The organism is Bacillus sp. LBG-1-113 (assembly GCF_020708615.1).
GTDB lineage: Bacteria > Bacillota > Bacilli > Bacillales > Bacillaceae > Bacillus > Bacillus mojavensis.
The window spans coordinates 59,022-83,256 of sequence record NZ_JAJFDG010000012.1 but is presented as its reverse complement, the minus strand read 5'-3'; the positions used below and the strand labels follow the sequence as shown (position 1 = coordinate 83,256).

24 protein-coding genes are annotated in these 24,235 nt (G+C 43.1%); all 24 read left to right on the top strand.

From position 1 onward, the window contains the following. The first annotated feature begins 448 nt into the window (after positions 1-448). Positions 449-919: a ribosome maturation factor RimP gene (gene rimP, locus LJF29_RS19650; protein WP_010334281.1), complete on the top strand. Its 471-nt coding sequence runs from the start codon at positions 449-451 to the stop codon at positions 917-919. Positions 920-952: 33 nt separating this feature from the next. Continuing rightward, positions 953-2,074, top strand: coding sequence for a transcription termination factor NusA (nusA, locus tag LJF29_RS19645; RefSeq protein ID WP_229150194.1), 1,122 nt, complete (start codon positions 953-955; stop codon positions 2,072-2,074). 13 nt (positions 2,075-2,087) lie between these two features. Beyond that, positions 2,088-2,363, top strand: a complete 276-nt coding sequence (gene rulR, locus LJF29_RS19640) for a glucose-induced regulator RulR (protein WP_010334283.1) — start codon at positions 2,088-2,090, stop codon at positions 2,361-2,363. A 1-nt stretch (position 2,364) separates the two neighbouring features. Further along, a complete protein-coding gene (locus tag LJF29_RS19635) occupies positions 2,365-2,667 on the top strand; it encodes a YlxQ family RNA-binding protein (protein ID WP_010334284.1) in 303 nt (100 codons plus the stop codon). 19 nt (positions 2,668-2,686) lie between these two features. Continuing rightward, positions 2,687-4,837, top strand: coding sequence for a translation initiation factor IF-2 (gene infB / locus LJF29_RS19630; protein ID WP_010334285.1), 2,151 nt, complete (start codon positions 2,687-2,689; stop codon positions 4,835-4,837). Beyond that, positions 4,834-5,112, top strand: a complete 279-nt coding sequence (locus tag LJF29_RS19625) for a DUF503 domain-containing protein (RefSeq protein WP_003220950.1) — start codon at positions 4,834-4,836, stop codon at positions 5,110-5,112. Before infB ends, LJF29_RS19625 begins: the two co-directional genes overlap by 4 nt. A 16-nt stretch (positions 5,113-5,128) precedes the next feature. Then, positions 5,129-5,482, top strand: a complete 354-nt coding sequence (gene rbfA / locus LJF29_RS19620; RefSeq protein ID WP_010334286.1) for a 30S ribosome-binding factor RbfA — start codon at positions 5,129-5,131, stop codon at positions 5,480-5,482. Positions 5,483-5,566: 84 nt separating this feature from the next. Next, entirely contained in the window at positions 5,567-6,496 is a 930-nt protein-coding gene (gene truB / locus LJF29_RS19615) for a tRNA pseudouridine(55) synthase TruB (protein ID WP_229150193.1), read from the top strand. An 18-nt stretch (positions 6,497-6,514) separates the two neighbouring features. Beyond that, the gene (ribF, locus tag LJF29_RS19610; protein ID WP_229150192.1) at positions 6,515-7,465 is read left to right on the top strand and encodes a bifunctional riboflavin kinase/FAD synthetase; all 951 of its coding nucleotides are present in this window, start codon (positions 6,515-6,517) and stop codon (positions 7,463-7,465) included. Between the two features lie 156 nt (positions 7,466-7,621). Continuing rightward, complete coding sequence (rpsO, locus tag LJF29_RS19605; RefSeq protein WP_003154182.1) at positions 7,622-7,891, top strand: 30S ribosomal protein S15; 270 nt, start codon at positions 7,622-7,624, stop codon at positions 7,889-7,891. A gap of 171 nt (positions 7,892-8,062) precedes the next feature. Beyond that, complete coding sequence (pnp, locus tag LJF29_RS19600) at positions 8,063-10,180, top strand: polyribonucleotide nucleotidyltransferase (protein WP_010334288.1); 2,118 nt, start codon at positions 8,063-8,065, stop codon at positions 10,178-10,180. A 116-nt stretch (positions 10,181-10,296) separates the two neighbouring features. Next, on the top strand, positions 10,297-11,256 hold the full coding sequence (locus LJF29_RS19595) for a polysaccharide deacetylase family protein (RefSeq protein WP_229150191.1): 960 nt from the start codon (positions 10,297-10,299) through the stop codon (positions 11,254-11,256). Positions 11,257-11,294: 38 nt separating this feature from the next. After that, positions 11,295-12,524 (top strand): M16 family metallopeptidase, encoded by a 1,230-nt coding sequence (locus LJF29_RS19590; protein WP_010334290.1) that lies wholly within the window; start codon positions 11,295-11,297, stop codon positions 12,522-12,524. A 77-nt stretch (positions 12,525-12,601) separates the two neighbouring features. Further along, positions 12,602-12,859: a YlmC/YmxH family sporulation protein gene (locus LJF29_RS19585; protein WP_010334291.1), complete on the top strand. Its 258-nt coding sequence runs from the start codon at positions 12,602-12,604 to the stop codon at positions 12,857-12,859. A 191-nt stretch (positions 12,860-13,050) separates the two neighbouring features. Beyond that, positions 13,051-13,944: a dipicolinic acid synthetase subunit A gene (dpaA, locus tag LJF29_RS19580; RefSeq protein ID WP_229150190.1), complete on the top strand. Its 894-nt coding sequence runs from the start codon at positions 13,051-13,053 to the stop codon at positions 13,942-13,944. 2 nt (positions 13,945-13,946) lie between these two features. Further along, a complete protein-coding gene (gene dpaB, locus LJF29_RS19575; RefSeq protein ID WP_029441269.1) occupies positions 13,947-14,549 on the top strand; it encodes a dipicolinate synthase subunit B in 603 nt (200 codons plus the stop codon). 125 nt (positions 14,550-14,674) lie between these two features. Continuing rightward, positions 14,675-15,715 carry an aspartate-semialdehyde dehydrogenase gene (asd, locus tag LJF29_RS19570; protein WP_229150189.1) on the top strand — a complete coding sequence of 347 codons (1,041 nt, stop codon included), beginning with the start codon at positions 14,675-14,677 and terminating at the stop codon, positions 15,713-15,715. Positions 15,716-15,806: 91 nt separating this feature from the next. Further along, positions 15,807-17,021, top strand: a complete 1,215-nt coding sequence (gene dapG, locus LJF29_RS19565; protein WP_010334295.1) for an aspartate kinase — start codon at positions 15,807-15,809, stop codon at positions 17,019-17,021. Between the two features lie 30 nt (positions 17,022-17,051). Beyond that, on the top strand, positions 17,052-17,924 hold the full coding sequence (dapA, locus tag LJF29_RS19560; protein ID WP_010334296.1) for a 4-hydroxy-tetrahydrodipicolinate synthase: 873 nt from the start codon (positions 17,052-17,054) through the stop codon (positions 17,922-17,924). A 177-nt stretch (positions 17,925-18,101) separates the two neighbouring features. Further along, positions 18,102-19,769, top strand: a complete 1,668-nt coding sequence (rnjB, locus tag LJF29_RS19555; protein ID WP_010334297.1) for a ribonuclease J2 — start codon at positions 18,102-18,104, stop codon at positions 19,767-19,769. 115 nt (positions 19,770-19,884) lie between these two features. Then, positions 19,885-20,622: a translocation-enhancing protein TepA gene (gene tepA / locus LJF29_RS19550; RefSeq protein ID WP_229150188.1), complete on the top strand. Its 738-nt coding sequence runs from the start codon at positions 19,885-19,887 to the stop codon at positions 20,620-20,622. Next, positions 20,619-20,831, top strand: coding sequence for a TepA modulator TepJ (tepJ, locus tag LJF29_RS19545; protein ID WP_029441271.1), 213 nt, complete (start codon positions 20,619-20,621; stop codon positions 20,829-20,831). Before tepA ends, tepJ begins: the two co-directional genes overlap by 4 nt. A 130-nt stretch (positions 20,832-20,961) precedes the next feature. Further along, a complete protein-coding gene (locus LJF29_RS19540; protein ID WP_229150187.1) occupies positions 20,962-23,331 on the top strand; it encodes an FtsK/SpoIIIE family DNA translocase in 2,370 nt (789 codons plus the stop codon). 133 nt (positions 23,332-23,464) lie between these two features. Further along, complete coding sequence (locus LJF29_RS19535) at positions 23,465-24,190, top strand: GntR family transcriptional regulator (RefSeq protein ID WP_010334301.1); 726 nt, start codon at positions 23,465-23,467, stop codon at positions 24,188-24,190. Positions 24,191-24,235 lie beyond the last annotated feature (45 nt).

The window sequence follows — 24,235 nt, the reverse complement described above, 5'->3', positions numbered from 1 at the left end:
ATACCTAGCCAAGCAGAGTTAGGTATGTGGGAGCTCTTTTTCTGTTTCTGAAATCAGCTGAAAATCCAAAGAAACAGCACAAAACAAAAAAGCTTGTAGAAAAAACATCGTTTTCTCTACAAGCTGAGAATTTCTTAAGAAATTCTGCTTTTATGCATACATGTGCGGCAAAAGTGCAATCGTATGATGAGAGCCCCTGTGATCAGCTTAACAGCGTAAAGGTAAACGTATATCCATTTGCAATAAAAATATGGTTATGGTATAGTTTTATTGGAAATGCTAACGATTACCGAGGCAAAGAGTGGGGAAACCCGCTCTTTTGTATTGAACAAGACAATTTTGTCTCGACATGTTCATCGTTTACTTTAAAGCCCCTGCTCTTTTGAAGCAGGGTTTTTATGCAGAGTGACGAGACGAATATGATATCGACAGCACAAGGAGGAAGAACATGAGCAAAAAAGTGACTGACACCGTTCAAGAAATGGCTCAGCCAATCGTAGACAGCCTTCAGCTTGAACTCGTTGACATTGAATTCGTCAAAGAGGGTCAAAGCTGGTTCCTTCGCGTGTTTATTGATTCCGATGACGGTGTGGATATTGAGGAATGTGCCAAAGTAAGCGAAGCTCTAAGCGAGAAGCTTGATGAGGCAGACCCAATCAGCCAAAATTACTTTCTTGAGGTTTCATCCCCGGGAGCTGAGCGTCCATTAAAGAAAAAAGCCGATTTTGAAAAATCACTAGGGAAAAATGTATACATTAAGACCTATGAGCCGATTGACGGCGTAAAAGTGTTTGAAGGAGAGCTGGCTGAATTTGATGGACAAACAGTGACAGTTGAGATGACAATCAAAACAAGAAAGAAACGGATCGATATTCCGTATGAAAAAATAGCTAACGCAAGATTAGCTGTAACATTCTAATGAATATAAGTTTTAAGGGGGGAGACCGTTAACATGAGCAGTGAATTATTAGATGCTCTCACCATTCTTGAAAAAGAAAAAGGCATCAGCAAAGAAATTATCATTGAAGCAATCGAAGCTGCTTTAATTTCTGCTTATAAGCGCAATTTTAATCAGGCGCAAAATGTACGGGTGGATTTGAACCGTGAAACAGGTTCAATCCGTGTATTCGCAAGAAAAGATGTCGTTGATGAGGTATATGATCAAAGACTGGAGATCTCAATCGAAGAGGCGCAAAGCATCCATCCGGAATATATGGTGGGCGATGTTGTAGAGATTGAAGTAACGCCTAAGGATTTCGGACGCATTGCAGCCCAAACAGCGAAGCAGGTCGTGACACAGCGTGTGCGCGAAGCTGAACGCGGTGTGATCTATTCTGAGTTTATTGACCGTGAAGAAGACATCATGACAGGTATCGTCCAGCGCCTGGACAACAAGTTTATCTATGTGTCTTTAGGAAAAATTGAAGCCTTGCTGCCGGTTAATGAGCAAATGCCGAATGAAAGCTATAAGCCTCATGACCGCATTAAGGTGTATATCACAAAAGTAGAAAAAACGACGAAAGGCCCGCAGATTTATGTGTCAAGAACACACCCAGGCCTCTTAAAGCGTTTATTTGAAATCGAAGTGCCAGAAATTTATGATGGAACTGTGGAGCTGAAATCTGTTGCCAGAGAAGCAGGCGACCGTTCGAAAATTTCTGTCCGCACAGATGATCCTGATGTGGATCCGGTAGGCTCTTGCGTCGGTCCTAAAGGCCAGCGTGTTCAGGCGATTGTCAATGAATTAAAAGGTGAAAAAATTGACATTGTCAACTGGTCGAATGACCCTGTAGAATTTGTCGCGAATGCGCTCAGCCCTTCGAAAGTGCTGGATGTCATCGTGAATGAAGAAGAAAAAGCGACAACTGTTATTGTTCCTGATTACCAGCTGTCTCTGGCGATTGGCAAAAGAGGACAAAACGCACGCTTAGCTGCTAAATTGACAGGCTGGAAGATTGATATTAAGAGCGAAACAGACGCGAGAGAGCTTGGAATCTATCCGAGAGAACTTGAAGAAGAAGACGACGAAGAGCCGCTCTTTACGGAGCCTGAAACTGCTGAATCGGATGAATAAGAGGTGACCTTAGGTGAATAAACACAAAAAAATCCCGTTACGCAAGTGTGTGGTGACTGGTGAAATGAAGCCTAAAAAGGAACTAATCCGAGTTGTTCGTTCAAAAGAAGGCGAAATCTCAGTAGATCCGACCGGGAAAAAGAACGGGCGGGGTGCTTATTTAACGCTGGATAAAGAGTGCATCTTAGCAGCAAAAAAGAAAAACACTTTGCAAAATCAATTTCAATCACAAATCGATGACCAGATTTTCGAAGAATTGCTGGAACTGGCGGAAAAGGTGAAAAAATAAAATGTCTGGAATGGAATGGTTTCCCTTGCTGGGTCTGGCCAATCGAGCTCGTAAGGTCGTGTCAGGCGAAGACTTGGTTATTAAAGAAGTCAGGAATGCGCGTGCGAAGCTTGTCCTGCTTACAGAGGATGCATCATCTAACACAGCAAAGAAAGTAACCGACAAGTGCAATTATTATAAAGTTCCTTATAAAAAAGTCGCGAATCGCGCGGTTCTTGGCCGCTCTATCGGTAAAGAATCCCGTGTCGTTGTCGCCGTCACTGACCAAGGTTTTGCGAATAAGCTAATCAGCTTGCTCGATTAATATTTTTGGGGGTGAACGAATGGCTAAAATGAGAGTATACGAATATGCAAAAGCGTTAAATGTTTCAAGTAAGGAAATTTTGACCGCACTGAAGAACATGGATTTAGAAGTGAATAATCATATGGCCATGCTTGAAGAAAAGGCCATTAAACAGCTTGATGCCAAATTTAAAAAAGGCGGCGCAGCCGTTAAATCTCAAAAGCCTGCGGAAACGAACAAAAACAAACAGCCGCAAGGGGTAAATCAGCAGTCTGCTGGAAATCAACCAAATAAAATTCGAGACGGAAAGAAGAATGACGTGCAGAATAATCAATTTAACAAAAACAAGAAGAATAACAACAACAAAAAAAATAAACGCAACAATAACAACAACAGAAACCAACATCAGCAAAAGCCTGTGAAGCCGAAAAAAGAGCTTCCTGAAAAAATTACGTTCTCAGGCACTTTAACAGTTGGCGCACTGGCAGAAGAGCTAGGCAAAGAGCCTTCTGAACTCATCAAAAAACTGATGCTTCTTGGTGTTATGGCGACCATTAACCAAGAGCTCGATAAAGACACAATCGAACTGATTGCATCAGAATACGGTGTTGAAACTGAAGAAGTTATTGTCCTTGAAGAAACTGAATTAGAGAAATACGAAGAGCCTGATAAAGAAGAGGATCTTGAAATTCGTCCTCCTGTCGTTACAATCATGGGTCACGTTGACCATGGGAAAACAACCCTTCTTGACAGCATCCGTAAAACAAAGGTTGTTGAAGGAGAAGCTGGCGGAATCACTCAGCATATCGGAGCCTACCAAATCGAAGAAAACGGCAAGAAGATCACTTTCTTGGATACGCCGGGTCACGCCGCATTTACAACCATGCGCGCACGCGGTGCGGAAGTAACCGATATTACGATCCTAGTTGTTGCTGCGGATGACGGTGTAATGCCGCAAACAGTAGAGGCGATCAATCACGCGAAAGCAGCTGAAGTACCGATCATCGTTGCTGTGAATAAAATTGATAAAGAAGCTGCGAACCCTGACCGTGTCATGCAAGAACTGACGGAATACGGACTAGTGCCTGAAGCTTGGGGCGGAGAAACGATTTTTGTTCCGCTTTCCGCTTTAACTGGAAAAGGCATTGATGAACTTATTGAAATGATTTTGCTTGTCAGTGAGGTAGAGGAACTGAAAGCGAACCCGAACCGCCAGGCAAAAGGAACTGTTATTGAAGCAGAACTGGATAAAGGCAGAGGGTCAGTTGCGACATTGCTCGTACAGACTGGAACACTGCATGTCGGTGATCCGATCGTAGTCGGCAATACATTTGGCCGTGTCCGTGCAATGGTCAATGATATCGGACGCCGTGTAAAAACAGCGGGCCCGTCTACACCGGTTGAAATTACTGGTCTAAATGACGTGCCTCAAGCAGGAGATCAATTCCTTGTCTTTAAAGACGAAAAAACAGCTCGTTCTGTTGGAGAAGCCCGTGCTTCCAAACAGCTTGAAGAGCAGCGAAGCGATAAAGCAAAGCTGAGTCTTGACGACTTATTCGAGCAAATTAAACAAGGTGATGTAAAAGACATCAACCTTATCGTAAAAGCTGACGTTCAAGGATCTGCCGAAGCTTTAACAGCCGCACTTCAAAAAATTGAAGTTGAAGGTGTTAAAGTGAAAATCATCCACACAGGCGTGGGTGCAATCACAGAATCTGACATTATTTTAGCATCTGCTTCCAATGCAATTGTTATCGGGTTTAATGTGAGACCGGACGGTAATGCTAAGAGTACGGCTGAAGCTGAAAACGTAGATATTCGTCTTCACCGTATTATTTACAAAGTAATTGACGAGATTGAAGCGGCTATGAAAGGTATGCTTGATCCTGAATATGAAGAAAAAGTAATTGGTCAAGTAGAAGTGCGCCAAACATTCAAAGTATCTAAAATCGGTACGATTGCCGGCGGATATGTTACTGAAGGAACAATCACGCGCAATAGCGGTCTCCGTTTAATTCGTGACGGCGTCGTAATCTTCGAAGGCGAAGTGGACGTTCTGAAACGCTTTAAAGACGATGTGAAAGAAGTTTCACAAGGCTACGAATGTGGTATAACGATTAAGAAATACAATGACATTCGTGAAGGTGACATCCTTGAAGCGTTTGTCATGCAAGAAATTGAAAGAACGTGATCGGATTTGCGGAATGTGAATGCATCATTTATGATGCAGGATCGTTAAAAGAAAAGCGTGCCGTTCTAAAGCGGATCTTAACCAGGGTTCAAAATAAGTTCAATGTTTCGATTTCGGAGATTGGCTATCAGGACACATGGCAAAGAACCAGCTTTGGAATCGCCGCTGTTTCTTCCTCTCGCGTTCAAACAGAAAAAGAATTGCAGCGTGTTCTTGCGTTTATCGATTCTTTTCCTGAAATTGAACGGACGATCACTAGAACAGAGTGGTTTTAACTTAGAGGTGATTGAATTGAGTATGAGAGCAAACCGTGTTGGCGAGCAAATGAAAAAAGAACTCGGTGATATTATCAGCCGAAAGCTGAAGGATCCGAGAATTGGTTTTCTGACAGTAACAGATGTACGTGTATCAGGTGATTTGCAAATTGCAAAGGTGTATATTTCCGTTCTCGGAGACGAGAAAAAACGGGAAGAAGCGCTGAAAGGACTGGCTAAGGCGAAAGGGTTTATACGCTCTGAAATCGGCAGTCGCATCAGACTTCGTAAAACGCCTGAGATTGAATTTGAGTTCGATGAATCAATTGATTACGGGAACCGAATCGAAACATTGATTCACCAATTGAATTCAGAGAACCCGTCTGAATAACAAATGAAGAGGATAGGCGTTCGTCGTCTGTCCTCTTTTCTGCGTTTTAAAGAAAATTTACACAACAGAAGGAGTGAAAGGCATATGGTTAACGGAGTTCTCCTTTTACATAAACCGGTAGGCATGACATCTCATGATTGTGTCATGAAGATCCGGAAGCTGCTTAAAACAAAAAAAGTCGGACACACGGGAACGCTTGATCCTGAGGTATCAGGTGTGCTTCCGATTTGTGTAGGCCGGGCAACAAAAATTGTTGAATATTTAACTGAGAAGTCTAAAACATATGATGCTGAAATTACGCTTGGCATTTCAACGACGACAGAGGATCAAACCGGAGAACCCGTTGATACAAAGCCAGTAGTTCAAGCTATTGATGAAGCAGAAGTAGAAAAGGTTTTAAACAGCTTAAAGGGAAAACAAGAACAAATTCCCCCGATGTATTCAGCAGTAAAGGTAAACGGCAAAAAATTATATGAGTATGCAAGAGCGGGACTTGAAGTAGAACGGCCAAAACGTCTTATTACCATTGAAGACATTGCGCTCACTACAGGGGTTAAACATAATGGAGAGACAGCGAGTTTCCGGTTTACGGTAACATGTTCAAAAGGAACCTATGTGCGGACACTGGCGGTTATGATTGGCGAAAAGCTCGGATATCCGGCTCATATGTCTCATTTGATCCGTACGGCGTCCGGTGACTTTTCCCTTGATGAATGCTTTACGTTCGAAGAGCTGGAAGCTCAAGCCGAATCCGGAACTATAACAGAGCATACAGTCTCTATTGAACGTGCGCTCAATCATTTGCCGAAATGGATCATAAGTGATACATTAGCTAAGAAAGTAGAAAATGGGGCTTTGCTTGAAACACCTGAACAATTCTCGGATCTGACAAGCGACGACCGTATCGCAGTCTATACGGAATCCGGAAGCTGTCTGGCGATTTATTTCCCCCATCCTACAAAACACGGGCTGTTAAAGCCGGCAAAAGTATTGATGCAAAAAAGCGAACAATAGAAAAAAGGTGACCGTTCTGTGAAGACGATACATATTACACATCCGCATCATTTAACAAAAGAGGAGCAGCCAGAATCTGTGATGGCGTTAGGTTATTTTGACGGCGTCCATCTAGGGCATCAAAAGGTAATCGGCACAGCCAAACAGATAGCTGAAGAAAGAAATCTGACATTAGCCGTGATGACCTTTCACCCACATCCCTCTCATGTGCTGGGCAGGGATCAGGAACCAAAGGATCTGATTACTCCTCTTGAAGATAAAATCAGTCAAATTGAACAATTAGGCACGGAGATTCTGTATGTTGTTAAATTTAATGAAGAGTTTGCTTCTCTGACTCCAAAGCAGTTTGTTGATCAGTACGTTTTAGGCCTTAATGTACAGCATGCAGTGGCAGGCTTTGACTTTACGTACGGCAAATACGGCAAAGGAACAATGGAAACGATGCCGCTTGATTTAGATGGAAAAGCTGATTGTACGATGGTAGAAAAATTGACGGAGCAGGATAAAAAAATCAGCTCCAGCTATATTCGGAATGCACTTCAAAACGGAGACGTTGAACTGGCCAATGTTTTGCTTGGACAGCCCTACTTTATTAAAGGAATTGTCATTCACGGAGATAAAAGAGGGCGGACAATCGGGTTTCCGACTGCCAATGTCGGCTTAAATAACAGCTATATTGTCCCGCCGACCGGTGTATATGCCGTCAAGGCGGAAATAAACGGCGAGCTTTACAACGGCGTTTGCAATATCGGCTATAAGCCGACGTTTTATGAAAAACGTCCGGAACAGCCTTCGATTGAGGTCAATTTATTTGATTTTGATCAAGATGTATACGGAGCCGCTATAAAAATTGAATGGTATAAACGAATTCGGAGCGAGCGCAAGTTCAACGGCATTCAAGAATTAACAGAGCAAATTGAGAAAGATAAGCAGGAAGCGATCCGTTATTTCAGCAATTTGCGGAAATAACATGCAGCGCACACAAATTTTAATCTAAAATATTTGCATATAGGCCCGATTTTTAGTATGATAGTCTTCGTAGTCTTAAAACCTTTGCTTGGCAATCCGAAGTCACCGACGGTTGCTAGGTAACTGGGGCTAAATATGATTTGGAGGTGAAACAGGATGGCAATTACTCAAGAGCGTAAAAACCAACTCATCAGTGAGTTTAAAACACACGAATCTGATACTGGATCTCCAGAAGTTCAGATCGCTATCCTAACTGATTCAATTAACAACTTGAACGAGCATTTACGTACACACAAGAAAGACCACCATTCACGTCGCGGTCTTCTTAAAATGGTAGGTAAGCGTCGTAATCTTCTTACGTATCTGCGTAATAAAGACGTAACTCGTTACCGTGAGTTAATTAACAAACTAGGCTTACGTCGATAATCGTAAAAAGCGGGAGGATTCCCGCTTTTTTATCGTATTAAAGCGAAAATTTTTATAACAATCATTGAAATCCTTTTACATACTACTTTGACATTGATATGTTCAATCCATTTCGTTCATAATAGGAGTAATTGATTATTTCACACAACGAAGAGAGGAGTTCGTAATCGTATGGGACAAGAAAAACATGTCTTTACCATAGATTGGGCCGGAAGAACGCTTACTGTTGAAACCGGCCAGCTTGCCAAACAGGCAAACGGTGCTGTTATGGTCCGCTACGGCGACACAGCAGTACTCAGTACAGCAACCGCTTCAAAAGAACCGAAACCGCTTGATTTCTTCCCGCTTACTGTAAACTACGAGGAAAGACTATATGCGGTAGGTAAAATACCTGGCGGGTTTATTAAAAGAGAAGGACGTCCAAGTGAAAAAGCAGTATTGGCGAGCCGTTTAATCGACCGTCCGATCCGGCCTTTGTTCGCCGATGGATTCCGTAATGAAGTTCAAGTCATCAGCATCGTCATGAGTGTTGACCAAGACTGCTCTTCAGAAATGGCTGCTATGTTCGGTTCATCGCTTGCACTTTCTGTATCGGACATCCCGTTTGAAGGACCGATTGCAGGGGTAACTGTCGGACGCATTGATAATCAATTTGTTATTAACCCGACGGTTGATCAGCTTGAGAAAAGTGATATCAATCTTGTCGTTGCCGGAACTAAAGATGCAATTAACATGGTGGAAGCGGGAGCAGACGAAGTTCCTGAGGAAACGATGCTAGAAGCGATTATGTTCGGCCATGATGAGATTAAACGCCTGATTGCATTCCAAGAAGAAATTGTTGCAGCTGTCGGCAAAGAAAAGTCAGAAATTAAGCTCTATGAAATTGACGAAGAGCTGAATGAAAAGGTAAAGGCTTTAGCAGAAGAAGATCTGCTGAAAGCAATCCAAGTTCATGAAAAGCATGCGCGCGAAGATGCCATTACTGAAGTGAAAAACACAGTGGTAGCAAAATTCGAGGAAGATGAGCATGATGAAGAAACAATCAAGCAAGTCAAACAAATTTTGTCCAAGCTTGTCAAAAATGAAGTGCGCCGCCTGATTACTGAAGAAAAGGTAAGACCTGACGGCCGCGGAGTCGATCAAATTCGCCCGCTTTCTTCTGAGGTCGGCCTCTTGCCGAGAACACACGGTTCCGGATTGTTCACAAGAGGACAGACTCAGGCTCTCAGCGTTTGTACGTTAGGTGCTCTCGGGGATGTGCAGATCCTTGATGGTTTAGGTGTCGAAGAATCGAAACGGTTTATGCACCATTACAACTTCCCGCAATTCAGCGTTGGGGAAACAGGACCAATGCGTGGGCCGGGACGCCGTGAAATCGGACACGGAGCACTGGGTGAGCGTGCGCTTGAGCCAGTTATTCCGTCTGAAAAAGACTTCCCTTACACTGTCCGTCTTGTGTCAGAAGTGCTTGAATCAAACGGTTCTACGTCTCAAGCAAGTATTTGCGCAAGCACACTTGCAATGATGGATGCCGGTGTACCAATCAAAGCACCAGTCGCAGGTATTGCAATGGGACTTGTCAAATCAGGCGAACACTATACTGTTTTAACTGATATTCAAGGCATGGAAGATGCGCTTGGAGACATGGACTTTAAAGTTGCCGGAACTGCAAAGGGCGTAACGGCGCTGCAAATGGACATTAAAATTGATGGCCTTTCCAGAGAGATTCTCGAAGAAGCGCTTCAGCAGGCGAAAAAAGGAAGAATGGAAATCCTCAACAGTATGCTTGCTACATTAAGCGAATCAAGAAAAGAGCTTTCCCAATATGCGCCTAAGATTTTAACAATGGCGATCAATCCTGATAAAATCCGCGATGTCATCGGACCGAGCGGAAAACAAATCAATAAAATCATCGAAGAGACCGGTGTTAAAATTGATATCGAGCAGGATGGTACAATCTTTATTTCTTCGACAGTTGAGAGCAGCAACCAAAAAGCGAAGAAAATCATCGAAGACCTCGTCAGAGAGGTTGAAGTCGGTCAGCTTTACTTAGGTAAAGTAAAACGAATCGAAAAATTCGGTGCATTCGTTGAAATTTTCAGCGGAAAAGACGGTTTGGTGCACATTTCAGAGCTTGCGCTTGACCGCGTAGGAAAAGTTGAAGATGTTGTCAAAATCGGAGATGAGATTCTTGTGAAAGTTACTGAAATCGATAAGCAAGGACGGGTCAACTTGTCTCGTAAAGCTGTGCTCCGTGAAGAGAAAGAAAAAGAAGAACAAAAATCTTAAATGAAAACATAAAAGGAGCCTGGGAGACCCCGGCTTCTTTATTTTGACGCTTTAAAAAGCAAGCGGGTTCTACCTTGTCCTTCTCCTTCATAATGTGAGGTGAGGGGGGACAAAACATGTACAAAAAATTTGTACCGTTTGCCGTTTTTCTATTTCTTTTTTTTGTTTCATTTGAGATGATGAAAAATCCGCACACACTTGATTATATAGGGGCAATGAAACAAGATACGGTGACCGTCTCGTCGTCCAAAGACCCGTTATATGAAGAATTGCTTCAAAAGGCGCCAGATTATGAAGTAAAGCCTCAGAATGCAAGGATAGATAAGGTGTGGAAAAGCATTCCCGGTTACAATGGTTTAAAGGTGAATATTGAAAAATCCTATAAAAAAATGAAAAAGTACGGTGAGTTTCGGGAAAACGATTTAGTGTACAGTCAAGTAAAACCAAGCGTTCATCTTGAGTCTCTTCAGCCAGAGCCTATTTACAAAGGGAATCCTGAAAAACCGATGGTGGCTTTTTTAATTAATGTGGCATGGGGAAACGAATATTTGGAAAGAATGCTCCCTGTACTTCAAAAGCATAAAGTGAAGGCAACGTTTTTTTTGGAAGGCAATTGGGTGAAACACAATGAACAGTTGGCTAAAAAGATTGCGGAAGAAGGACATGAAATCGGAAATCATTCATACAATCATCCGGATATGAGCAAACTGACAACAGGAAGAATTTCCGAACAGCTCGACAAGACGAATGAGCAGATAGAAAAAACGCTCGGTGTCAAGCCGAAATGGTTCGCTCCGCCAAGCGGGAGTTTCAGAAAAGCGGTTGTTGACATTGCAGCTGACAAACATATGGGAACTGTGATGTGGACAGTTGATACAATCGACTGGCAAAAACCGGCTCCGTCTGCACTTCAAACACGGGTGTTAAGCAAGATACATAATGGTGCCATGATTTTAATGCATCCGACAGATCCCACGGCGGAAAGTCTTGAAGCGCTGATTACAAAGATAAAAGAGAAAGGATATGCGCTTGGAACAGTCACTGAACTAATGGATGAAACAAGACTGTTGAAGTAACAGGGCAGGCAGCTAGTCTTTGAATAGGAGGAACAAATTTGATTAAACGATATACATGTCAAAATGGTGTAAGAGTTGTGCTTGAAAATAACCCGACAGTCCGTTCTGTTGCGATTGGCGTTTGGATTGGTACAGGCTCGCGGCACGAAACGCCGGAGATAAATGGGATTTCCCACTTTTTGGAGCATATGTTCTTCAAAGGGACGAGCACAAGATCTGCACGTGAGATAGCAGAATCTTTTGATCGTATTGGCGGTCAGGTCAATGCGTTTACCTCAAAGGAATATACCTGCTATTATGCAAAGGTGCTTGATGAGCATGCGAATTACGCACTTGACGTATTAGCAGATATGTTTTTTCATTCAACTTTTGATGAAAACGAGCTGAAAAAAGAAAAAAATGTGGTTTACGAAGAAATAAAAATGTACGAAGACGCGCCCGATGATATTGTCCATGATTTACTGAGCAAAGCCACGTACGGGAATCATTCTTTAGGCTATCCGATTCTAGGCACAGAAGAAACGCTTGATTCCTTTAACGGCGACTCTCTCAGACAATACATGCATGATTATTATACGCCGGACCGTGTCGTTATTTCTGTAGCGGGTAATATTTCAGAAAGCTTTATAAAAGATGTAGAAAAATGGTTCGGATCATACGAGGCAAAAGGCAAAGCGACAGGTCTTCAGAAGCCTGGATTCCATACAGAAAAACTCACAAGAAAAAAAGAAACAGAACAAGCCCATTTATGTCTAGGCTTTAAAGGGCTGGAAGTCGGTCATGAAAAGATTTATGATTTGATCGTCCTTAATAATGTGCTCGGAGGCAGCATGAGCAGCCGCCTGTTCCAAGATGTTCGTGAAGATAAAGGGCTCGCTTATTCTGTTTACAGCTATCACAGCTCATATGAGGACAGCGGCATGCTCACCATTTATGGCGGAACAGGTGCAAATCAGCTTCAGCAGCTGTCAGAAACCATTCAAGAAACTCTTGCGACATTAAAACGCGACGGCATAACGGTGAAAGAGCTGGAAAACAGCAAGGAGCAAATGAAGGGAAGCTTGATGCTGAGCTTAGAAAGCACGAACAGCAAAATGAGCCGAAACGGTAAAAATGAACTGCTGCTCGGAAAACACAAAACATTAGACGAAATTATTAATGAATTAAACGCTGTAAACTTAGAACGCGTCAACGGTCTTGCCAGACAAATGTTTACGAATGACTATTCTCTGGCTCTTATCAGCCCTTCCGGCAATATGCCATCATAAACCGAAATGCCTGCCCCAAAACGGAGCAGGCATTTTTTTATCCTTTTGATCATACATAGTACAAGGGGGTGACAGAGATGCGGCTCAGTGAATTATCCGGGAAGGAAATTGTCGACATCAAAAGAGCTGAACGGCTGGGAGTACTGGGTCAGACCGATTTAGAAATCAATGAACAGGATGGTCAGATCACAGCGCTTCTCATTCCGACAGTCAAATGGTTTGGTTTGAGAAAACACGGTCAAGACATTCGTGTCCCCTGGAATCATATTCAAAAGATCGGATCAGATATGATCATTTTAGATGTCCCTGAGGAGATTTCTCCTCACCAAGAGTAACTATAGAAAAGGCCCAACTCTGCAGGTTATGGGCTCTCATGAAAACATCCAAACATCGGCTGAGTCAGCTGATGTTTTTTTGTGTGAAAAAAGCGTATGTTTTAATTCACCGCTATTTCCTTTTGATCATAAGATGAAGGGGAGCTTAACAACTAGGGATCCAGTATATACAAAGAAGGTGAACGTTTAACATGTTAACCGGATTGAAAATTGCAGTTATCGGCGGTGACGCAAGGCAGCTCGAAATTATTAGAAAGCTCACTGAACAGCAGACTGACATCTATCTCGTCGGTTTTGACCAATTGGATCACGGTTTTACCGGAGCTGTAAAATGCAACATTGATGAAATTCCTTATCAGCAAATAGACAGTATCATTCTTCCTGTGTCTGCAACAACAGGAGAAGGTGTCGTATCAACCGTATTTTCAAATGAAGAAGTTGTTTTAAAACAGGAGCACCTCGACCAAACGCCTGCACACTGTGTCATTTTCTCAGGGATTTCTAACGCCTATTTAGAAAACATTGCAGCTCAAGCAAACAGAAAACTTGTTAAGCTGTTTGAGCGGGATGACATTGCGATATATAATTCTATTCCGACAGTAGAAGGAACCATTATGCTGGCCATTCAGCACACAGATTATACGATACACGGATCTCGGGTGGCTGTTCTTGGGCTAGGGCGTACCGGAATGACGATCGCCCGTACATTTGCCGCGCTTGGGGCGAATGTAAAGGTAGGCGCAAGAAGTTCAGCGCATCTGGCGCGCATCACCGAAATGGGGCTCGTCCCGTTTCACACTGATGAACTCAAAGAGCATGTCAAAGATATAGATATTTGTATTAATACCATCCCGAGCATGATTTTGAATCAAACTGTGCTTTCTTGCATGACACCGAAAACCTTAATATTGGATCTGGCTTCACGTCCCGGTGGAACCGATTTTAAATATGCTGAAAAACAAGGGATTAAGGCACTCCTTGCCCCTGGTTTGCCGGGGATTGTCGCTCCTAAAACAGCCGGGCAGATCCTCGCCAATGTCTTGAGCAAGCTTTTGGCTGAATTACATGCTGAGGAGGGGAAATAAAAATGTCGTCACTGAAAGGGAAAAGAATCGGATTTGGACTGACCGGCTCGCATTGCACATATGAAGCGGTGTTTCCGCAAATTGAGGCGCTAGTCAATGAAGGAGCGGAAGTCCGGCCGGTTGTCACATTTACCGTAAAATCCACAGATACACGCTTTGGAGAAGGAGCGGAATGGGTTAAAAAAATTGAAGATCTTACCGGATATGAGGTAATTGATTCAATTGTAAAGGCTGAACCCCTCGGGCCAAAGCTGCCATTGGACTGCATGGTAATAGCTCCTTTAACCGGAAACTCGATGAGCAAGCTGGCCAACGCCATGACAGACAGCCCAGTACTGATGGCTGCAAAAGCAACAATCAGAAACAATCGGCCGGTCGTTCTCGGTATCTCAACAAATGACGCTCTCGGTTTAAATGGCACCAACCTAATGAGGCTCATGTCTACCAAAAATATCTTCTTCATTCCTTTTGGGCAAGATGATCCATACAAAAAACCGAATTCAATGGTTGCCAAAATGGATCTGCTTCCTCAAACTGTTGAAAAGGCCCTGATGCATCAGCAGCTTCAGCCGATTCTCGTTGATAATTATCAGGGAAATGACTAAATATACAGAAAATCTTTCCTAAACAAAAAATTTCGGTCATCACCCGCATATTCTATGGTAAAATAAAACGTAAAATTATAGTCAAATCAATTCAATGAAGCTGATTGGCGGAAGGAGTTTTACAGATGGGAAGAGGTTTACACGTAGCTGTTGTCGGAGCGACAGGAGCTGTAGGACAACAAATGCTTAAAACACTTGAAGACAGAAATTTTGAAATGGATACACTTACATTGCTATCTTCAAAACGCTCTGCGGGTACCCAAGTCACATTTAGAGGCCAAGAGCTGACTGTACAGGAAGCTTCTCCCGAGAGCTTTGAAGGAGTAGATATTGCTTTGTTCAGCGCCGGCGGAAGCGTATCGCAGGCATTGGCACCCGAAGCTGTAAAACGCGGAGCTATTGTTATAGATAATACAAGTGCGTTCCGTATGGACGAAAATACGCCGCTTGTTGTGCCTGAAGTTAACGAGGCAGACTTGCATGAACACAACGGCATTATTGCCAACCCTAACTGCTCTACAATTCAAATGGTGGCTGCGCTGGAACCGATCCGCAAAGCTTTCGGCTTAAACAAAGTTATCGTATCAACTTACCAAGCGGTATCAGGAGCGGGAAATGAAGCTGTAAAAGAGCTGCACAGCCAAACAGAGGCGATTTTAAACAACGAAGAAATCAAACCAGAGATTATGCCTGTAAAAGGTGATGAAAAACACTATCAAATCGCTTTCAATGCGATTCCGCAAATTGATAAATTCCAAGATAACGGCTATACGTTTGAGGAAATGAAAATGATAAATGAAACGAAAAAAATCATGCACATGCCTGAGCTTCAAGTAGCGGCTACATGTGTGAGACTTCCGATTGAAACCGGCCATTCAGAGTCCGTTTACATCGAGGTAGACCGAGATGACGCTACTGTGGAAGATATTAAAAATCTATTAAAAGAAGCTCCTGGCATTACACTTCAGGACGACCCGAGCCAGCAGCTTTATCCAATGCCTGCCGATGCAGTCGGCAAAAACGATGTGTTTGTAGGCCGCATCCGCAAAGACTTGGACAGAGCAAACGGTTTTCATTTATGGGTTGTTTCTGATAACCTATTAAAAGGCGCCGCATGGAACTCTGTTCAAATTGCAGAAAGCCTGAAAAAACTAAACCTCGTATAAAAGAGAGAATTTCCCAAGTGCGAATAGAAGAGAGTAAGGCGCAAACCGCCTGCTCTCTTCTGTTACGTCCGAATAATTTGGAGTGAAAACAGTGAAGATAATTGTTCAAAAGTTTGGCGGGACATCTGTAAAGGATGACAAAGGCCGTAAACTGGCTTTAGAGCACATTAAAGAAGCAATCAGTGAAGGATATAAGGTTGTCGTTGTCGTTTCTGCGATGGGCAGGAAGGGTGATCCGTACGCAACTGACTCTCTGTTGGGACTGCTTTACGGCGATCAGTCTGCGATTTCCCCAAGAGAGCAGGATTTGCTTTTATCATGCGGAGAGACGATTTCTTCTGTCGTCTTTACGAGCATGCTGCTGGATAACGGTGTAAAAGCATCTGCGCTGACTGGGGCTCAGGCCGGCTTCTTAACAAATGACCAGCATACAAATGCAAAAATCCTTGAAATGAAGCCTGAGCGTTTGTTCAGTGTGCTTGCGAATCATGACGCGGTAGTCGTCGCAGGATTCCAAGGCGCTACTGAAAAGGGCGATACAACAACGATCGGAAGAGGGGGCAGCGATACGTCTGCAGCCGCACTTGGGGCGGCAATTGACGCTGAATATATCGATATTTTCACAGATGTTGAAGGTGTGATGACTGCAGATCCGAGAGTAGTGGAAAACGCGAAACCGCTTCCTGTGGTAACATATACGGAAATCTGCAATTTGGCGTACCAGGGTGCGAAAGTGATTCATCCGCGAGCTGTGGAAATTGCGATGCAGGCTAAGGTTCCGATCCGCGTCCGCTCAACATATTCTAAAGATAAAGGCACATTGGTGACTTCACATCATTCTTCCAATGTCGGCAGTGATGTTTTTGAACGGTTGATTACGGGAATTGCCCATGTCAAAGATGTCACACAGTTCAAAGTGCCTTCAAAACTCGGTCAGTATAACGTTCAGACTGAAGTTTTTAAAGCGATGGCGAATGCAGGAATCAGCGTTGATTTCTTTAACATTACACCTAGTGAAATTGTTTATACGGTGGCTGGGAACAAGACGGAAACAGCTCAGCGCATCTTAATGGATATGGGCTATGACCCGATGGTGACGAGAGACTGCGCAAAAGTTTCGGCAGTCGGTGCCGGTATCATGGGCGTCCCGGGTGTAACGTCTAAAATTGTGACAGCCCTATCAGAGAAAGAGATTCCTATTCTGCAGTCGGCGGACAGCCACACGACCATCTGGGTGCTTGTCCATGAAAAGGACATGGTTCCTGCTGTAAACGCTTTGCATGAAGTGTTTGAACTTTCTAAGTAAATGTGATTGAATCATGATGAGGTGAAAAAAATGAATTTCGGAAATGTGTCTACAGCTATGATTACACCTTTTGACAATAAAGGGAATGTAGACTTTCAAAAATTGTCTACACTGATTGACTACTTGTTGAAAAACGGAACAGATTCTTTAGTAGTAGCGGGAACGACAGGAGAATCTCCAACCCTTTCAACAGAAGAAAAAATAGCGTTATTTGAATATACGGTCAAAGAAGTGAACGGCCGGGTGCCCGTTATTGCGGGTACTGGAAGCAACAACACGAAAGATTCCATTAAGCTCACAAAAAAAGCTGAGGAAGCGGGCGTAGACGCGGTCATGCTCGTTACACCGTATTATAATAAACCTTCACAAGAAGGCATGTACCAGCATTTTAAAGCTGTTGCTTCTGAAACGTCTCTTCCAGTTATGCTGTACAATGTGCCGGGCCGCACCGTTGCTTCTCTTGCTCCTGAGACGACTATCCGTTTGGCGGCAGATGTTCCGAATGTTGTTGCGATTAAAGAAGCGAGCGGAGACCTCGAAGCGATTACAAAAATTGTTGCGGAAACGCCTGAAGATTTCTCCGTTTATTCTGGAGATGACGCCTTGACGCTTCCTGTTCTGTCAGTAGGAGGAAGAGGTGTCGTTTCAGTCGCAAGCCATATCGTAGGCTCTGATATGCAGCAAATGATCAAAAATTATACAAATGGGCAAACAGCTAACGCGGCACTGATTCACCAGAAACTCCTGCCGATTATGAAGGAACTGTTTAAAGCGCCTAACCCGGCTCCTGTGAAAACAGCTCTTCAGCTGAAAGGCCTTGATGTCGGTTCAGTGCGTCTTCCTCTTATCCCGTTAAACGAAGATGAACGTCTGAGCTTAAGCAGCGCGATCAGCGAACTGTAAGAAAAATTTCATACAGTGAAACAAACGCGGTCATTCTCATTCCACCTGAGTTTGACCGTTTCTTATACATATTGGTTTTCCCTAAACCTTCTGCTTTATCTTGTTTTCTAAAATTACTTTCAGTTATAATAGGAACAAGTGATGATGGACGGGTATGAGACTAGGAGGATATAGATTTTGAAAAAGAAAAATACAGAAAACGTTAGAATTATCGCCCTTGGCGGTGTCGGAGAAATTGGGAAGAACCTTTATGTCATCGAAATTGATTCAGACATATTTGTCGTTGATGCCGGCCTTATGCATCCAGAAAATGAAATGCTTGGTATTGATGTGGTGATTCCTGACATATCATATTTGATTGAACGATCTGACCGCGTCAAGGCTATCTTTTTAACACATGGGCATGATGAGAATATCGGCGGCGTTTTTTACTTGTTAAACAAGCTGTCTGTTCCTGTATACGGAACAAAGCTGACGCTTGCACTGTTAAGAGAAAAATTAAAGCAATACGGACATAACCGAAAAGCTGATTTAAGAGAAATTCACTCAAAATCTGTCATTACATTTGAATCAACAAAGGTATCGTTCTTTAATACGATCCACAGTATCCCTGATTCAGTAGGCGTTAGTTTAAAAACATCACTTGGATCTATTGTATGCACGGGAGACTTCAAATTTGACCAAACACCCGCACTTAATCAATCATGCGACATTGGCGAGATTGCCAAAATCGGCAACAGCGGCGTACTTGCTCTGCTTTCTGACAGTGCAAATGCAGAACGTCCGGGTTACACCCCTTCGGAAGCTGCTGTCAGCGGAGAGATTTCGGACGCGCTTTACAATTCAGAGAACCGGGTAATCATTGCTGTTTTCGCATCCAATATTAACCGGATTCAGCAAGTCATTCATGCAGCGGCTCAAAATGGCAGAAAGATTGCAGTTGCCGGAAAAAACCTTCAATCGATCCTTCAGCTGGCAAGAAAGCTTGGATATATTGAAGCAGATGATGAACTGTTTATTTCGGTTCAGGACGTCAAAAAATATCCGAAGCGTGAAGTAGCTATTGTAACTGCCGGCAGCCATGGTGAACCGTTGGCAGCTCTGACAAGAATGGGAAACAAAGCCCACAAGCAGCTGAATATTGAAGAAGGGGATACAGTTGTCATTGCATCCACACCGATCCCTGGACAGGAACTCATTTATTCTAAAACAGTAGATTTGCTTGCCAGAGCCGGCGCACAAGTCATTTTTGCCCAAAAGCGTGTGCATGTATCTGGACACGGCTCACAGGAAGAGTTAAAGCTGATGATCAATCTGCTTAAACCAAAATATTTAATTCCTGTAAACGGCGAATACAGAATGCAAAAGGCTCATTCAAAAATCGCTGAAGAAATCGGTATGAAGCGCAGTGATATCTTCTTAATTGAAAAAGGAGACGTTGTCGAGTTCCGCGGCCAAAACGTAAAGATTGGTGATAAAGTGCCATACGGCAATATTTTAATCGACGGTTTAGGTGTAGGCGACATCGGAAATATTGTGCTGAGAGACCGCCGCTTACTTTCACAAGACGGCATACTGATTGTTGTCATTACACTTGATAAACAAAAGAAACATCTTGTATCAGGTCCTGAGATTATCACACGCGGGTTTGTTTATGTAAGAGAGTCTGAAGGCCTTATCGTACAGGCTACTGAGCTTGTACGCTCTATCGTGACTGAAGCAACTGAAACATCAAATGTTGAATGGTCAACGCTTAAGCAGGCAATGCGAGATGCTTTGAACCAATTCCTATATGAAAAAACAAAACGTAAACCGATGATCATCCCAATTATTATGGAAGTCTAATGGAAACGTAAGACCGGAGCTGCTCCGGTCTTTATTTTTTTGCCTATTATGCCGGGATTGAATCGAAGATCTTTGTTCATAATACAAAGAGAAACTCGGAAAGGGTGAAAGCGAAATGGATCATCGTATGGAAAATACAGAAGAAGAACGTCCTGAAAAAAATGATGCGAAAGACAGCATTATGAATAAAATACAGCAGCTAGGGGAAACGACACTTCCGCAGCTCCCGCAAGATACAAATATCCATTGTCTGACCATTATCGGACAAATAGAAGGCCATGTTCAGCTGCCTCCGCAAAACAAAACAACAAAATATGAACATGTAATCCCGCAAATCGTTGCCATTGAGCAGAATCCAAAAATTGAAGGTTTGCTTATAATATTAAATACAGTCGGCGGAGATGTGGAAGCAGGTCTTGCTATTGCTGAAATGCTCGCATCCTTGTCAAAACCGACCGTCTCCATCGTACTTGGCGGAGGGCATTCCATCGGTGTGCCAATTGCGGTATCTTGTGATTACAGCTATATCGCTGAAACAGCTACCATGACGATTCATCCCGTTCGGCTGACGGGACTGGTGATCGGTGTGCCTCAAACCTTTGAGTACTTGGATAAGATGCAAGAAAGAGTCGTTAAATTTGTAACAAGCCATTCAAATGTAAATGAAGATAAGTTTAAAGAGCTAATGTTTTCAAAAGGAAACTTAACACGCGATATTGGAACAAATGTCGTCGGCAAGGATGCCGTCGAGTATGGCCTGATTGATCACGTCGGCGGAGTCGGCCAAGCGATCAATAAATTAAATGAGCTGATCGAGGAAGCGAGAAAAGAAGAAGGACGGATGATTCAATGATTTTATATACCGTGATGCCGCAGGAAATTGTTTTCGCGGAACAGAACCAACAGCCAAGTGCTCACGAGCAAATCGAGTATAGGGGTGTTCCGCTTCTTGTCGAGATGAAAGGCAATGAAGCAGAGGTTATACAAGTCATGAGTACAAACCCCATGCACTTTCTGCATCCGGATATTTCTCCGGGACAAAAGCTAAAATTAAACGTATAAGATTCCTCCCCTTTTTTAAGGGCAAAATATGCTATAATAGGGGAATCCTACAGAAAAAATGCAGCCAGTTAACGGCTGCTTTCTTCATTATGTATGAACTTACATTTTTTAACGCAGTAAGGTGATGAGTGTGGCAAAGAAAAAAAGAAAATCGAGAAAAAAACAGGCAAAACAGCTCAACATAAAATACGAATTAAACGGATTGCTGTGCATTGCTATCTCAATTATCGCCATTTTGCAGCTTGGTGTAGTGGGACAAACCTTTATCTACTTGTTCCGTTTTTTCGCTGGTGAGTGGTTTATTTTATGCTTGTTAGGCTTATTTGTTTTAGGGGTTTCACTATTTTGGAAGAAAAAAACGCCGAGTCTTTTAACGAGACGAAAGGCGGGGCTGTACTGCATCATTGCAAGCATATTGCTGCTTTCTCATGTGCAGCTGTTTAAAAATTTGACGAACAGAGGGTCTATTGAGTCTGCCAGCGTGATCCGCAATACATGGGAATTATTTTTAATGGACATGAATGGGAGCTCTGCTTCACCTGATTTAGGCGGGGGGATGATCGGGGCGCTTCTGTTTGCGGCTTCACACTTTTTGTTTGCATCTACTGGTTCTCAAATTATGGCGATTGTAATGATTTTGATCGGATTGATTCTGGTCACAGGGCGCTCTCTTCAAGAAACGCTGAAAAAGTGGATGAGCCCGATCGGCCGTTTCATCAAAGAACAATGGTTTGCTTTTATTGATGACATGAAATCAGTCAAAACAAATATGAAATCATCGAAAAAGGCGAAAGCCAATACCAGCAAAAAACAAAAGCCGGCTCGCAGAAAACAGCAAATGGAGCCAGAGCCCGCTGCTGAAGAAGAGGAGCAGGAGATGGTATCGCCTCTCATTCATTCAGAGCCGATTATCTCAAGCTTTTCAGACCGGAATGAATCGGAAGAGGCCCCGGCAGCTGCAGAAAAACAAATTGAACCGGTCACAGAACCGCTTCAGGAAAATCAGTCCGAGGCTGACCATAATGAAACGGCAGTTGCTCCGCCAATGACCTTTACAGAACTTGAAAATAAAGATTATCAGATGCCGTCATTAGATTTATTAGCCGATCCGATGCATACCGGCCAGCAGGCTGATAAAAAAAATATTTATGAGAATGCGAGAAAGCTCGAACGCACCTTCCAAAGCTTCGGCGTAAAGGCAAAAGTGACACAGGTTCATCTCGGGCCAGCTGTCACGAAATATGAAGTGTATCCGGATGTTGGGGTAAAGGTCAGTAAAATAGTCAACCTAAGTGATGATTTAGCGCTTGCGTTAGCTGCAAAAGACATCAGGATTGAGGCGCCTATTCCAGGGAAATCTGCCATTGGGATAGAAGTTCCAAACGCGGAAGTGGCTATGGTATCGCTGAAGGAAGTGCTTGAGTCAAAACTTAATGACCGACCTGATGCTAAACTGTTAATCGGACTTGGCCGTAATATTTCGGGCGAAGCCGTGCTTGCTGAATTAAACAAAATGCCTCATTTGCTTGTTGCAGGCGCGACCGGGAGCGGAAAAAGTGTCTGTGTCAACGGCATTATCACAAGTATTTTGATGCGCGCTAAACCGCATGAAGTGAAAATGATGATGATTGACCCAAAAATGGTTGAGCTGAATGTGTACAATGGAATTCCGCATTTGCTTGCTCCGGTGGTAACTGATCCGAAAAAAGCTTCACAAGCTTTGAAAAAGGTTGTCAATGAAATGGAACGGCGGTACGAACTGTTTTCTCATACAGGAACTAGAAATATTGAAGGGTACAATGATTATATTAAACGCTCCAATAATGAGGGAGAGGCAAAACAGCCAGAGCTGCCGTATATCGTGGTTATTGTGGACGAGCTAGCTGATCTTATGATGGTAGCTTCATCTGATGTAGAAGACTCGATTACGAGATTGTCCCAAATGGCGCGGGCTGCCGGCATCCATCTAATTATTGCGACACAGCGTCCGTCAGTTGACGTCATTACAGGGGTCATCAAGGCAAATATTCCGTCACGAATCGCATTCAGTGTCTCTTCACAGACGGATTCAAGGACCATTCTGGATATGGGGGGCGCTGAGAAGCTTCTGGGACGCGGAGATATGCTGTTTTTACCTGTAGGGGCTAATAAACCTGTCCGCGTACAAGGAGCATTTTTGTCAGACGAAGAAGTGGAGCAGGTCGTGGATCATGTCATTACGCAGCAAAAAGCTCAATATCAGGAAGAAATGATTCCTGAGGAAATAACGGAAACACATACTGAGGTTACCGATGACCTTTATGATGAAGCCGTCGAATTAATTGTCGGCATGCAGACTGCATCCGTATCGATGCTGCAAAGACGGTTCAGAATCGGGTATACAAGAGCGGCACGTCTGATAGATGCAATGGAAGAACGCGGTGTAGTTGGCCCGTATGAAGGCAGCAAACCAAGGGAAGTCTTAATATCAAAAGAAAAACATGATGAGCTCTCTTCTTAGAGAAAGAGAGCTCGGTAACAATAATAACATTATGTAAACTGTACACCTTGCTGTTTATTTTTTCGACAAAACATGATATAGTTGTCCCAATTGTTCAATAATTTTTATCGAAGGTGGTTTACGGAGGGGAAACATGTCTACAAAAGCTGATAATCGGCACTTGTATTTAAAAGTAATTGAACGAATTAAAGAGGATATTAAAAATGGAATCTACACTGAGAAAGAAAAGCTCCCTTCTGAATTTGAGCTTTCCAAAAAGCTTGGCGTCAGCCGGGCGACTTTGCGTGAAGCACTACGGATATTGGAAGAAGAGCATGTGATTATCAGAAGGCATGGTGTAGGAACTTTTGTCCATTCTAAGCCGTTATTTCTTTCGGGCATTGAACAGCTGAACAGTGTAACCAAAATGATTGAACAGGCTAATATGATCCCAGGAACAATCTTTCTTTCATCTCAAGTGCTTATGCCGACTGATGATGATATCAAGAGATTTCATCTGACATCAGGCCAGGAAGTTTTTTATCTTGAACGTGTCAGAACGGCAAACGGACAGCCGATTGTGTATTGTATTGACAAAATTCCGATGGATATATTGCCGGATTCTTTTTCTCACCAGCAAGAGTCTATGTTTGACCTGCTTGAGAAAAATTCAGGCTCTGTCATCAGCTATGCCGTAACCGATATTGAGCCGATTGGCTATCATGATACGATTTCTCCAGTGCTGGAATGTGATCCGGAAACAGCTCTTTTACTGTTAAAACAAACGCATTATGATCAGCATGATAAACCGGTGCTTTATTCATTAAATTATTTCAGAGCAGACAAATTCAGATTCCATGTTTTGCGTAAACGATTCTAAAACAGACGCCTGTGATGTGTCTGTTTTTTTATTGCCTGGTTTATG